The organism is Streptomyces sp. NBC_00016, assembly GCF_045040885.1.
Taxonomy (GTDB): Bacteria; Actinomycetota; Actinomycetes; order Streptomycetales; family Streptomycetaceae; genus Streptomyces; species Streptomyces coriariae.
Genome location: NZ_CP108304.1, coordinates 3,799,473 through 3,812,752, shown reverse-complemented (window position 1 = coordinate 3,812,752; position 13,280 = coordinate 3,799,473). Strand labels below are relative to the sequence as shown.

Below are 13,280 nucleotides of genomic sequence, written 5' to 3'. Positions count from 1 at the left end.
TAAATCGGCGGCACCCCGGCGACCCCTCTGCCACCATCCCCGTATGGACGACAAGGGCCGGGACATCGGTGACGACAGCGACCACGCGGACCCCGCCTTCGAGGCACTGCTCGCCGAAGGGGCCGCCGTCCCCACCGAGGGGTGGGACTTCTCCTGGTTCGAGGGACGGGCCACCGAGGCGCGGCCCTCCTGGGGGTATGCGATGTCGCTGGCCGGACGGCTGGCGGGCGCGAGTGCCGCGCTCGACGTGCAGACCGGGGGAGGGGAGGTCCTGGACTTCGCGCTCGGCCGGGCAGCCCCCAAGGCCCCCGTGCTCACCGTCGCCACCGAGGGCTGGCCGGCGAACGTCGCCAAGGCCACCACCCTGCTGGGCCCGCGTGGCATCGCGGTCGTCGCGTCCCCGCAGGACGCCCCGCTGCCCTTCGCGGACGCCACCTTCGACCTGGTCGCCAGCAGGCATCCGGTGCGGCCTCTCTGGGAAGAGATCGCCCGCGTGCTCCGGCCCGGCGGCACGTACTTCGCCCAGCACGTCGGCCCGCGCAGCGTCTTCGAGCTCGTCGAGTACTTCCTCGGGCCGCAGCCGGAGGAGGTGAGCGGCGCCCGGCATCCCGAGCGCGAGCGCGCCGGGGCGGAGGCGGCGGGGCTGGAGGTCGTCGGGCTGCGGACGGAGCGGCTGCGTGTCGAGTTCCACGACATCGCCGCCGTGGTCCACTTCCTGCGCAAGGTGGTGTGGATGGTCCCCGGCTTCACGGTGGAGGCCTACCGGCCCCGACTCCGCGCCCTGCACGAGCAGATGACGGCCGAGGGTCCCTTCGTGGCGCACAGCACCCGCCACCTCTTCGAGGCCCGCCGCCCTTAGCGCGGGACTGGCCAGGATCCGTCCTTCGACCGGTCTTGCCCCGACCGGCGCCTCCCGCGCTCGGGATCCTGCCTCCACAGAGTTTCCACATCGTTATCGCGATCGGTTCATGTCCCCTGTCGACCTCGCGTAAGTTCTCCTTCGGGCAATTCGCGTGCGCAAAGCTGCGTGGACGTCACCGCGCAGTGGAGGGGGCTGCGCGGTGACGCCCGCGTCAAGCGGGCGTTCACGGCCGGGGTAGCCCGTCGGGGGGACGGACGGGCTTCGGGTCGACGGAGCCTCAAGCTGCTCCAAAACCTCAGCTTTCCCTGGCAATAGTGCCCATTCCCCTGGGAATCCGTTGCGTTCCGGCCATGCGCCACCCATGAACCACACATTCCGCGACCACCGGCGCGTCGCCGCGCGACTCCGGAGAGTAGTTGTGGCGCGCCGATGCACGCAGCATCACTTACGAAGGGTTATGGTGGAAACCCCCCCTCGGGCCGGTCCGTCTCCCCCCCACGGACCGGCCCGTTTTTTTGCCCCGGCACAGTCGCTCGGGCGGGGGCGGCGCCTCCCACCCCCGTCAATGGTCCAAGCCCCGCGGGGGTAGGCTGCGCCCCGCGGGGACCGCACCGTTCGGAGGGGCTGACAATCACGTGAACCTGCGCGACAAGCTGCGCGGCCTTCTGGTCAGGCTGTACGCACGCCGGGTGGAAGGTCACCTGGACCACGCTCAGGTGCCGAAGCACATCGGCGTCATCATGGACGGCAACCGACGCTGGGCGAAGGCCTCGGGTTCCACCACCGTGCACGGTCACCGCGCCGGTGCGGAGAAGATCGAGGAGTTCCTCGGCTGGTGCACCGAGACGGACGTCGAGGTCGTCACCCTCTGGCTGCTGTCGACGGACAACCTCGACCGCCCCGACGACGAACTCGTCCCGCTCCTCGGCATCATCGAGGACGTCGTCCGCACCCTCGCCGCCGACGGCCGCTGGCGCGTGCACCACGTCGGCACCCCCGACATCCTCCCCTCCGACGTGCAGACCGCGTTGAAGGTCGCCGAGGAGTCCACCGCCCACGTCGACGGGATACTGGTCAACGTCGCCATCGGCTACGGCGGTCGCCAGGAGATCGCCGACGCCGTGCGCTCGATGATCGTGGACGCGGCGGACCGGGGGACCTCGATGGAGGACCTCGCCGACTCCGTCAGCGTCGACCTGATCAGCCGCCACCTCTACACCGGCGCCCAGCCCGACCCCGACCTGGTGATCCGAACCAGCGGCGAGCAGCGGTTGTCCGGATTCATGCTGTGGCAGACGGCCCATGCGGAGTACTACTTCTGCGAGGTCTTCTGGCCGGCCTTCCGCAAGGTCGACTTCCTGCGGGCCCTGCGCGACTACGCGGCCCGTCACCGCCGTTACGGCGGCTGAGGCACAAGTCGGCGGACGCCCTTCGAGGGCGTCCCGTGTACCCCGTTTGGGGCGGAAGTAACGAGGAGTTCACCGGCGCGCCGTCATATGCCGTGGCATGGCGGCGCATGTTCGAGGGCATAAGGCAAGCAGGTCGACGCCCGAACCACGGGTGTCGGATCTCAGCGGGCGGCACGGGGCCGTCCGCCCGGGAGGCCCTTTTGCACCAGCCCGACCGTGCGGTCACGGCACGGAAGAAGCAGCGGGGGGCCGGTTCTCGGCCCGTGCGAAGCGGCCGGAAACCGGTCCAGCTCCACTCCGTCGCTCCCCGACCTCATCCGAGGGGGTACGTCCTTCCGTGGTGACCAGCACAAAGCGCCGTATGCCAGACCGGCGCACCTATGTTCTCGACACCAGCGTTCTGCTGGCCGACCCGAACGCCCTGACCCGCTTCGACGAGCACGAGGTAGTGCTCCCCATCGTCGTGGTCACGGAACTGGAGGCCAAGCGGCACCATCCGGAGCTCGGCTACTTCGCCCGGCAGGCGCTGCGCCTGCTGGACGACTACCGGGTGAAGTTCGGTCGCCTCGACGCCCCCATCCCGATCGGGGAACTCGGCGGCACCGTCCGTGTCGAGCTCAACCACTCGGACCCCAGCGTGCTGCCTTCCGGCTACCGCCTGGGTGACAACGACTCTCGCATCCTCGCGGTGGCCCGCAATCTCCAGGCCGAGGGTTTCGACGTCACGGTCGTGTCGAAGGACCTCCCGCTCAGGATCAAGGCGTCGTCGGTCGGCCTCCTCGCGGAGGAGTACCGCGCGGAGCTCGCGATCACGGGCTCCTCCGGCTGGACCGGAATGTCCGAACTGACCCTGTCCGGTGAGCAGGTGGACATCCTCTTCGAGGAGGGGCACATCCACGTGCCCGAGGTCGCCGACCTTCCCGTGCACACCGGCCTGACCATCCAGTCGGAGCGGGGCAAGGCCCTGGGCCGGGTCACCGCCGACGGCAACGTCCGGCTCGTGCGCGGTGACCGTGAGGCCTTCGGCATCAAGGGCCGCAGCGCCGAGCAGCGCATCGCGCTCGATCTGCTGCTCGACCCGGACGTCGGGATCCTGTCCATGGGCGGCCGGGCCGGCACCGGCAAGTCCGCGCTCGCGCTCTGCGCGGGTCTGGAGGCGGTCCTGGAGCGCCGCCAGCACCAGAAGGTGATGGTCTTCCGGCCGCTGTACGCGGTGGGCGGACAGGAACTGGGCTATCTGCCCGGTTCCGAGGCCGACAAGATGGGCCCCTGGGCGCAGGCGGTCTTCGACACGCTGTCCGCGGTCACCAGCCGCGAGGTCATCGAGGAGGTCACCGCGCGAGGGATGCTGGAGGTCCTGCCCCTGACCCACATCCGGGGCCGCTCCCTCCACGACGCCTTCGTGATCGTCGACGAGGCGCAGTCGCTCGAACGGAACGTACTTCTCACCGTTCTGTCCCGTATCGGCGCGAATTCGCGGGTGGTTCTGACCCACGATGTGGCGCAAAGGGACAATCTGCGGGTCGGGCGTTATGACGGCGTGGTCGCCGTCGTCGAGAAACTGAAGGGCCATCCGCTCTTCGCGCACGTCACGCTGAACAGGTCCGAGAGGTCCCAGATCGCAGCACTTGTGACCGAAATGCTGGAGGATGGGCAGATCTGAATGACCCGCCCCAATTGACCGGGGAAAAGCGGTGGTTGGCGCCGTCCGACAAAGGCTGTGAGCCTAGTCGGGCGGCGCCGGCGTATGTGGGGGTTTCGCGAAATCCCCAGGGTCCCCACGGGTGTGAGCTTTCACACGCAACTCGGAATTGCCTTGCACAGTCCGGTTACGGCAAAGTCTCAGTCCTGTCAGGCCCCGCATGCGACACATCTGTGCCCCCAGTAGTACGGCACCGCTTGAGCATCACCTTCAACTCCATACCGACCGTCGTATGCCGCCCGTGCACCATGTGGCACTTCCTCACCGGGAGTTGCCCACCGGGCCCGTGTCTCCTGTGACCCCGCAGTTCGGAGACCAGCGACAAGGGCACGATTGCGTCCGCCAGGGTCACCGAAGCGGGCGATGCCGGAAGGAAAACCGTGTGAGCCGGATCTCGGTCCGGGGATTCGCAGTGGCCTCGGCCACGGCGGTCACCGCTGTCGGAAGCGTCGTCGGCGTTGCCTCGGGCAGCGTCGCGCAGCCCAACGACGCTGAAGCGACGGCCAGCGACGCGACGCTCCTCGCCGACATACCCGTGGGCCAGCAGGCCCAGGTGCAGACGGCGTCCCTCACGCAGCAGGCCAACGTACAGGCCATCGCCGCGGACGAGGGCGCGAAGAAGGACGCCGAGGAGTCGGCCCGCAAGGCCGCCGCCAAGTCGGCGATCGCGAAGAAGGAGGCCGCCGAAAAGGCTGCCAAGGACCGCGCGGAGGCCAAGGCCAAGGCCAGCCGCAGCGCGGGCGACTTCCCGATCCAGAGCTCCTACTCCATCGCGCAGATCCAGGCGATGGCGGCCCAGATGGTGCCCAGCGGCCAGTTCCAGTGCTTCAGCAACATCGTGGACCACGAGTCCAGCTGGAACTACCACGCCGTGAACGCCTCCTCCGGCGCCTACGGACTCTTCCAGGCCCTGCCCGCCGGCAAGTACGCGTCCGCCGGCTCCGACTGGCAGACCAACCCGGCCACCCAGATCAAGTGGGGCCTGAACTACATGGACAGCCGGTACGGCAGCCCCTGTGAGGCGTGGTCGTTCTGGCAGGCCAACCACTGGTACTGAGTCCACGCGGCCCTGGTCGTGCAGTTCTCCACCCGACGGCACAACAGAAGGAAACCGCGTGAGCCGGATATCGGCCCGGGGATTCGCCGTGGCCTCGGCCACCGCGGTCACCACTGTCGGCGCTGTCATGGGAGTAGCCCAGGGCAGCGTGGCCCAGCCAGGCGACGACGCCGAGGCGACGGCGGGCGAATCGACGCTCCTCTCGGACTTACCCGTAGGGCAGCAGGCCCAGGTACAGACGGCCTCGCTGACACAGCAGGCCGACGTCCAGGCCATCGCCGCGGACACCACCGCCAAGAAGACGGCGGAGGAGTCCGCCCGTAAGCAGGCGGCCAAGGACGCCGTGGCAAAGCAGAAGGCGGCCCTGGCCAAGGCGAAGGCCGCCCAGGAAGCCAAGGACAAGGCGGCCGAGGCCGCGAAGACCAAGGCCACCACCGAGGTCGCCTCGACCTCGTCGGCCGGCAGCTTCCCGCAGCAGGCCTCGTACACCGTCGCCGAGGTCCAGGCCATCGCCCGCCAGATGGTGCCCAGCGGCCAGTTCCAGTGCTTCAGCAACATCGTGGACCACGAGTCCACCTGGAACTACCAGGCGGTCAACCCCTCGTCGGGCGCCTACGGTCTCGTCCAGGCCTATCCCGGCTCGAAGATGTCGTCCGCCGGCGCCGACTGGCGGACCAACCCGGCCACCCAGATCAAGTGGGGCCTGAACTACATGAACGACCGCTACGGCAGTCCCTGCGACGCCTGGGACTACTGGCTGGCCAACGGCTCGTACTGAGCCGCGGCCGCCCTCGGCCGCTCAACCCCGCGCAGCCCCTCCCCGTCCTAGGGGGAGGGGCTTTCGCCCTGTACGGTCGGTACGGCCGGGGCCGACGACTCCAGGGGGAGTGGTGGGGGAAGACGGGGGAAGAGGACGGATCATGTCGCGAGTTCCAGGATGGCTCGGCAGGCTCGGTGCCGGACTGAGCGAGATGGGTGAGCGGCTCGACGAACGGCGTGCCGAGGTCGAGCGGGAGAGGCGGGAGAGCGCCGCCGACGCGGAGCCGACACCGCCCGACACCGCCGTACCGGCCGCCGAGGCCTACCCGGATGAGGTCGTGCCCGCCGCCCCGCGTCCCGACCCCGCCCAGGCCGTGCCGTGGGGGGTCCGGGTCGCCGCCGAGGCGGGCTGGCGGCTGCTGGTGCTCGCCGGGACCGTCTGGGTGCTGATGAAGGCCATCAGCGCGATCCAGCTGGTCGTCATGTCCTTCGTGGTCGCGCTGCTCCTGACCGCGCTCCTCCAGCCCACCGTGGCCCGGCTGAAGCGGGCCGGAGTGCCCGGCGGTGCGGCCACCGCGCTGACGGCGATCCTCGGGTTCGTCGTCATCGGGCTGATGGGCTGGTTCGTGACCTGGCAGGTCATGGCGAACATCGACAACCTCTCCGACCAGGTCCAGGACGGCATCGACGATCTGCGCCGCTGGCTGCTCAACAGCCCCTTCCACGTCACCGACAAGCAGATCAACGGCATCGCCAAGAACCTGCGGGACGCCATCGGGGACAACACGGACTCGATCACCTCGGCGGGCCTGGAGGGCGTCACCGTCGTCGTCGAGGCGCTGACCGGCATCCTCCTGGCCTTCTTCTCGACTCTCTTCCTGCTGTACGACGGCAAGCGCATCTGGGAGTGGACGCTCAAGCTGGTGCCGGCCGCGGCCCGGCCGGGCGTGGCGGGCGCGGGCCCGCGGGCCTGGGCGACGCTCACGGCGTATGTGCGCGGCACGGTGATAGTCGCGTTGATCGACGCGATCTTCATCGGCCTCGGCATCTACTTCCTCGATGTGCCGATGGCCGTCCCGCTCGCCGTCTTCATCTTCCTGTTCTCCTTCATCCCGCTCGTCGGTGCGGTCGCCTCCGGCGCGCTGGCGGTGGTGGTCGCGCTGGTCACCCAGGGCGTGTTCACCGCGGTGATGACCCTGGCCGTCGTGCTGGCCGTGCAGCAGATCGAGGGCCACATCCTGCAGCCGTTCATCCTCGGCCGCGCGGTACGCGTCCACCCGCTGGCGGTGGTCCTGTCGGTCGCCGCGGGCGGCATGGTGGCGGGCATCGGCGGCGCCATCGTGGCGGTGCCCCTGGTGGCCGTCACCAACACGGTGGTGGGCTACCTGCACACCTACTCCCGCGAACAGGCCCTGCGGCACGCACCACGGCCGAGGGGCGCGACAGCGGCGGGGGTGGCACCGGTGGCGGCCCCGACGGCCTCCCCGGCGGCTCCTTCGGCGGTCCCCGCGGGTCCCGAGACGCCCGGGACGCCCGCGGACAAGGCTCCCTGAGGGAACGGCCGCGGTCTTTCAATCGGTCAAATGGACTCCGAACAAAGCGAATTGAGTCCCCCGACGGAGCAACTTCCGTCAGCTGAGGGCAGGTCGGAAATCCCTCGCTGGAATATGCGTACGGACTGATACACATTCCCTCCTCAGCGCTACGCGTCAGGCGTATGTGCGAGAGGTCCAAGGGGAGTGATGTCGGGCTACCAGCTGCTGGCACGCGACCTTGCCGCGTGCGGCCGGGACGGCTTCACCGGGGAACTGCGCGTTCTCGGCTCGCCCGGCGGCATCTTCCATCTGCACGGCGGGCTGGTCGTCGCGGTCGAGTCGCCGGGCGCGCCCGCACCCGAGGCGCTGCTGCTGCGCTCCGGCCGGATCGGCGGCGAGGAGTGGGCCGGGCTGGTGCGTGAGTCGGGCGGCGCGCGCTGGCCGGCCGCCGGGCTGATCGCCCACGGCTACGCGGGGGCCGCCCAGCTCCGGGTGGTCTGCGCGATGGCTCTCCAGGACGCCGTGTTCGCGGTCGTCGCGGGCAGCGTCGACGGCTGCGAGCGCGGCCCGGCGACCGGGGCGGCGCCCGCCCCGGTCGTCGTGGGCGAACCGCCCACCCGGCTGCTCCAGGTGGCGTCCCGCAAGCTCGGTGCGCTCCTGGAGCAGCCGTACCCCGTGCGCCCGGACCGGGAGCGGCCGGTGCCCGCCTCCCTGTCCTACGCGGCCGGCCGGCTGGGTGTGCTCCAGCGCGAGCTGCTGGCCCACGCCGACGGCCGGTGCACCTCCCGGGACCTTGCCTTCCGTACCGGGCGCGGGGTCTACACCGTGACCGTCGAGGTGGCCCGGATGCTGGGCGAGGGGCTCCTGGAGTGCGTGGAAGCACCCCGGCCGATCCCGGTCCGGCTGCCGCCCGACGGGCACGGCATACGCCCCCGCGAACCGGCTCCACCCCGGCAGCCGCCGGTGGCGGTGCCGGAGGCGACGGCCCTGCCGCGCCGTCGTCCCGGCGCCAGCGGCATCAACGAAGCCCTCACGACGGAACGGAATGGCACCGGCTGGAAGGAGTTCTTCCGCCTGCGGAACCCCACGGCGAAATAGCGGCCCCGCGGCGGAAACAAGCAGAAACCCGACGCAGAAAACACGTAAGCCCCCACGTAGACCCCCACGAAGAAGACGGTCATATGCGATCAGAATTAGGGGAGTTGCATTCATGGACCACACAGCCCTCGCGCGGGAGATGCGCGGCCTGCGGGAGCAGGTGACCGGTATCACCGACACGGCGCTGGCGGCGGCGGACGGACTGCTCATAGCCGCCGACACCGCCGACACCATCGACCCGGAGGGACTCGCCGCCCTCGCCGCGGCCGGCCTCGGCCTCGCCCGCCGCACCGCGCAGGCGACCGCCCGTGGCGCCCTGCACCGCACGGTGGCCTACGGCAGCCACGGCTGCGCCGCGTTCTACGCGGTCGGCGACACCGCGCTGATGGTCGTGCTCGGCGACGAGGGCATGGACGTGGAGCGTCTGCACCGGGCGACCCAACCCGCCCTGCGCCGCATCGATCTGATCCTGACCGACCGGACCGGGACGACCGTGAAGACCGCCGAAGGAGTCTGAAGGGATGGCGACGAAACGTATGACCCCAGGTTTCTCCGACCAGGTCATGGGCCTGGTCAAGTCACTGCGCACGGATGCCCCCGACTGCGTCGCCTCCGGCGTCGTCGACATGTCCACCGGAATGCTGCTCTCCTACGAGACCGTCGACAACCATCCGCCCGAGGTCCTGGACCTGCTGGCGGGTGCGACGCTCGACCTGTTCCAGGGCCGTACGGTCGTGATGATCGAGGACGTCTTCAAGGAGCGGCGCGGGGTCCAGAGCGAGAACCACTTCTTCCAGGAGATCCTCGTGAACAGTGAGAACCTCACTCACCTGTTCGTGCGGATGACCGAGCAGCAGGACGTCGTCGCGGTGGTCGTCTGCCGCAAGTCGGTCAACGTCGGCATGCTGTTCGCCCAGGTGCGCAGGGTGGTGCGGGAGTACCAGCTCTGAACGCGGAACGGTCCCTCCCCGGGCGGGGAGGGACCGTCTGTTCATCGCGTGCGCACCGCGCTCACCGTGCCCACCGCGCTCATTCGGTGCGCAGGCCGTCCGGCCGCAGCAGTTTGAGCAGCGGGGGCAGGCTCAGCAGCGTCACCAGCAGGACGACGGCCGCCCCGCAGCCGGTCATCGACAGCACACTCGCCCAGTCGACACCCACCGGCGTGTCCGTCATCTTCAGCAGGATCGCGCCCAGCGTGATCCCCACCCCCATGGCCAGCAGCAGACCCAGGCCGATCGGGATCGCCGTCTGCCACAGCACCGACAGGCCCAGCGTCCGCCGCCGGGTGCCGAAGGCGACCAGCGACGACAGCAGCTTGCGGCGCTCGCGCAGCTGCTCCAGCTGGGAGACCAGCAGGCTCGCCCCGATCAGCAGCAGCACACAGGCGGAGCCGACGAGCAGACCGGTGCGGATGGTGGTGAACTTCGTGTCCTGCCGGGTGGACGACCACATCATCGGGTCGGCCAGCGGAGCCACGTGGAACGCCGTGTTGCGGGCGTACTCGTAGGCGTCGGGCACGGACTCGTCGATCGACAGGTAGATCTCACCGGTGGCCAGCTTCTCGGCGGCCGCGGGCAGCGCGCCCGGTGTCATCAGGAAGCCGCCGCGCTTGTAGTCGGTGAGGCCCTTGACCGAGTGGGCCTCGGTGATGCCCGCGGGGACGGTCCAGACGACGTCCTGGCTCTCCCCGGAGCTGGACGGTTCGATGTACAGCTTCTTGCCGGGCTTGTTCATCTGCGGCCCGTCGGCGGAGTACTCGTCGCCGTCGAGGACGAACATGTCGCCGTCCTTGCACGAGGGCAGCTTCGCCACCTCGCGCAGCGCCGGACAGGCACCCACGGTCAGCTCGGTGGAGAGGTTCGGGCCGTTCTCGCTGTTCCAGGAGGAGTCGCCCAGGTAGCCCTCCCACAGGGCCGTGACCTTGCTGACGGCCTTGGTGTCGGCGAACTTCTGGGCGGTCGCGGCCAGCGGAGCGCCGTCCGGCACCCGGACCTGCATCTGTGCCCGGGTGAGGTCCTGGCCGGTGGCCTCGGTGTAGGCGCCGTCCACGCCGGCGAACAGCATCTGGAGCGCGATCGCACCGGCCACCGCCACCGCGATGCCGTTGACCATCCGGGCCGCCGTACCGCTGCTCAACTGCAGCCTTCGTACGGCCAGTTGCCAGGCCACGCCACCGGAGCCGAGCCGGCCGACGACCGTCTCCACGAGCCACGGCAGCAGTGCGGTGATGCCGACGAGGATCAGGATGACACCGCCGCTCACCAGGTACTGGTTGAAGTCGCCGTTGGTCTGGCCCTGCCCGACCATCGGGTAGAGCATCGCGAAGCCGCCCAGGGGCAGCAGCAGCCGCCACCACAGCCGACGCCGTGCGGGCTTCGCCGTGCGCACCACGCCGAGCGGCTCGATCACCACACCGCGCAGCGCGAAGAGGGTGACCAGGACCGCCGCCGCCGGCACCGCGAGGGCGACCAGCGCGGCCAGCGCGGGGGAGGGGTCGAGATAGCTGGGCCAGACGCTGATGCCCATCACCTCCACCGAACCCGCCACCTGGCGGCCGATCAGGAAGAACACCGTGCCGAGGACCAGGCCCAGCAGCGCCCCGGCCATCGCCTCGCCGGCCGCGATACGCCGGGTCATGCGGCCGTCCGAACCGATCAGCCGGAGGGCCGCGAGCCTGCGGTCCCGCCGCTCACCGCCGAACCGCACGGCCGCGGCGATGAACACCGCCACCGGCATCAGCAGCACCACGATGACGACGAGGATCAGCAGGAGCAGTACCGGGTCGGTTTCCTCCTTCGAGGGGTTCGGGTTCCCGAACTCGTTCAACCGGGTCGCCCCGTAGCCCTCCATGTGGGAGGCGAGCTCGGTGGTGCCCGAGTAGTAGGCGAGTTCCTGGGAGCCGATCAGTCCGCTCTCCCCGATGGTCCCGACGACGCGGTACGGGAGCCGTTCCCGCAGCAGCGCCGAACCGTCGGCGGCAAGCAGCTTCTTCAGCGCGGGCGAGACCACCATGTCGCCCTCGGCCGGGAACCCGCTCAGGCCGGGCGGCAGCGGAGCCTTCGGCCCTTCCGGCTCCACCAGCCGACCGCGTACGTCCTTGTCACGGAACGTCGTGTCGGCCTGCGCGATCAGCAGGGTGTCGTCACCCTTGGCCGGCTGCTCGCTGCCGAACGGCCAGTCCAGCCGCGCCTGTTCACGGTCGTGGCGTACCCCCATGGCGCTCGGCACCGCTGTCGTCAGCAGCAGGACCGCCACACCGAGCCCGACGCCGACCGCGGTCAGCACGGCCCGTATCCAGCCCTCCCGGCCGCCGGCGAAGGCGAACCGGACCCCCAGGCCCAGGTCCCTCGACCACTGACGCATGTTCATACGACCCGCTCCATGTCCCGCGACTTCCCGTCCCGTACGACGATCTCGCGGTCGGAGTACGCGGCCACCCGGGCCTCGTGCGTGACGAGGACGACGGCCGTGCTGGCCGACCGGGCGGCCTCGGTGAGCAGTTCCATCACGCGCTCGCCGTTGAGCGAGTCCAGCGCGCCGGTCGGCTCGTCGGCGAACACCACGCGCGGGCTGGTGACGAGCGAGCGCGCCACGGCCACCCGCTGCCCCTGTCCGCCGGAGACCTCACCGGGGCGCTTCTTGGCGAGGTCGTCGACCTCCAGCCGCTCCATCCAGCCCAGTGCGGTGCGCTCGGCCTGCTTGCGCGGGGTGCCGTTCAGCCGGAGCGGCAGTGCCACGTTCTCCACGCAGGTGAGTTCCGGCACGAGCTGCCCGAACTGGAACACGAAGCCGAACTCGGAGCGGCGCAGTTCGCTGCGCCGGGCGTCGCTCATCGTCGCGAGCTCGCGACCGTCGTACATGATCGAACCCGAGTCGGGCGTGACTATCCCGGCCAGGCAGTGCAGCAGCGTCGACTTGCCGGACCCGGACGGGCCCATCACCGCGACGACCTCGCCGGGGTGGATGGAGAACTCGGCGCCGGCCAGCGCCATCGTCGGCCCGTACGCCTTGTGCAGGTTCTCGGCGGCGAGCAGGGATCCCCCGGGGGCGTTCACGCGATCACCGCGGCCTTCAGCTTGTCGAGCCGGGCGGCGGCGAGTTCCAGCCAGCGCAGGTCGGCCTCGAGGTGGAACAGGGCGTGGTCACAGATCAGCTGGTCGGCGAAGTCGCCGGAGCGCTTGCGGTCCGTGAGGATGCGCATGCTGCGCAGGTGCTCGGCACGCTGGGTGTCGAGGATGTCGGCCGCGTCGCGGTGGGTCAGCAGCGCGAGGACGACCTTGGTGTACAGCGTCGACTGGAGGTACGGCTCGGGCTTCTCGGGCGTCGCGAGCCACTGCTCGACGTCGGTGATCCCGGCGTCGGTGATCGCGTACCGCTTGCGCTCGGGACCGCCGCCGGCCTCGATGCCGTCGACCTCGACGAGCCCGTGCTTCAGCAGACGCGACATCGTCGAGTAGACCTGGCCGTAGTGCAGCGGCCGGTCGTGACCGAACTTCTCGTCGAAGGCCCGCTTGAGGTCGTAACCGTGGCGGGGCCCGGACTCCAGGAGTCCCAGGAGGGTGTGACCGATGGACATGGGGAGGACTGTACATGCGGTGTATACCCGGTGTGTATACGTCCTGTGTGCAGGTGGCGGCAGGGAGTGGGAGTGCGCAGGTGAGAGCCGATTGTCACTGTTCTGCCACAGGCCCGGCGCCTGGCTCGGGCCCGGCGTCTGTCGCGGGCCTGGCGTCTGCCACAGGCCCGGTGTCTGCCTCGGGCCCGGCGCTTGCTCGGGCCCGGCGCTTGCCTTGGGGCCGGCGTGCGTCGGCCGGCCCGTCCGGGGGGGTCCGGGGTGCTCTCGCCGCCCCTTGCCGTG

At 70.2% G+C, this 13,280-nt stretch carries 12 protein-coding genes; 9 read left to right on the top strand and 3 right to left on the bottom strand.

Going from position 1 to position 13,280, the window contains the following annotated elements:
- The first annotated feature begins 43 nt into the window (after positions 1-43).
- The 9 genes from OG933_RS16685 (at position 44) to OG933_RS16645 (ending at position 9,372) form a co-directional block, all read left to right on the top strand.
- Positions 44-859, top strand: coding sequence for a class I SAM-dependent methyltransferase (locus OG933_RS16685; RefSeq protein WP_405627650.1), 816 nt, complete (start codon positions 44-46; stop codon positions 857-859).
- Positions 860-1,497: 638 nt separating this feature from the next.
- The gene (locus OG933_RS16680) at positions 1,498-2,271 is read left to right on the top strand and encodes an isoprenyl transferase (RefSeq protein WP_362517164.1); all 774 of its coding nucleotides are present in this window, start codon (positions 1,498-1,500) and stop codon (positions 2,269-2,271) included.
- Between the two features lie 337 nt (positions 2,272-2,608).
- Complete coding sequence (locus OG933_RS16675; protein WP_028806556.1) at positions 2,609-3,934, top strand: PhoH family protein; 1,326 nt, start codon at positions 2,609-2,611, stop codon at positions 3,932-3,934.
- Positions 3,935-4,355: 421 nt separating this feature from the next.
- Positions 4,356-5,030 carry a transglycosylase SLT domain-containing protein gene (locus OG933_RS16670; RefSeq protein ID WP_020128031.1) on the top strand — a complete coding sequence of 225 codons (675 nt, stop codon included), beginning with the start codon at positions 4,356-4,358 and terminating at the stop codon, positions 5,028-5,030.
- 58 nt (positions 5,031-5,088) lie between these two features.
- Positions 5,089-5,808: a transglycosylase SLT domain-containing protein gene (locus OG933_RS16665; RefSeq protein ID WP_142265982.1), complete on the top strand. Its 720-nt coding sequence runs from the start codon at positions 5,089-5,091 to the stop codon at positions 5,806-5,808.
- Between the two features lie 142 nt (positions 5,809-5,950).
- On the top strand, positions 5,951-7,342 hold the full coding sequence (locus OG933_RS16660) for an AI-2E family transporter (RefSeq protein WP_362517159.1): 1,392 nt from the start codon (positions 5,951-5,953) through the stop codon (positions 7,340-7,342).
- Positions 7,343-7,531: 189 nt separating this feature from the next.
- Entirely contained in the window at positions 7,532-8,422 is an 891-nt protein-coding gene (locus tag OG933_RS16655) for a MarR family transcriptional regulator (RefSeq protein WP_362517156.1), read from the top strand.
- A gap of 112 nt (positions 8,423-8,534) precedes the next feature.
- Complete coding sequence (locus tag OG933_RS16650; protein ID WP_200839787.1) at positions 8,535-8,939, top strand: roadblock/LC7 domain-containing protein; 405 nt, start codon at positions 8,535-8,537, stop codon at positions 8,937-8,939.
- 4 nt (positions 8,940-8,943) lie between these two features.
- Positions 8,944-9,372, top strand: coding sequence for a hypothetical protein (locus tag OG933_RS16645; RefSeq protein WP_028806553.1), 429 nt, complete (start codon positions 8,944-8,946; stop codon positions 9,370-9,372).
- A 79-nt stretch (positions 9,373-9,451) separates the two neighbouring features.
- On the opposite strand, the gene OG933_RS16640 is transcribed toward OG933_RS16645, so the two are convergent.
- Genes OG933_RS16640 through OG933_RS16630 form a run of 3 tightly spaced genes read right to left on the bottom strand, consistent with a single transcriptional unit; the run spans position 9,452 to position 12,998 of the window.
- Positions 9,452-11,791 carry an FtsX-like permease family protein gene (locus OG933_RS16640; protein ID WP_362517153.1) on the bottom strand — a complete coding sequence of 780 codons (2,340 nt, stop codon included), beginning with the start codon at positions 11,789-11,791 and terminating at the stop codon, positions 9,452-9,454.
- Positions 11,788-12,477, bottom strand: coding sequence for an ABC transporter ATP-binding protein (locus OG933_RS16635; RefSeq protein ID WP_327184877.1), 690 nt, complete (start codon positions 12,475-12,477; stop codon positions 11,788-11,790). Before OG933_RS16635 ends, OG933_RS16640 begins: the two co-directional genes overlap by 4 nt.
- Positions 12,474-12,998 (bottom strand): PadR family transcriptional regulator, encoded by a 525-nt coding sequence (locus OG933_RS16630; protein WP_020128023.1) that lies wholly within the window; start codon positions 12,996-12,998, stop codon positions 12,474-12,476. Before OG933_RS16630 ends, OG933_RS16635 begins: the two co-directional genes overlap by 4 nt.
- Positions 12,999-13,280: the final 282 nt, after the last annotated feature.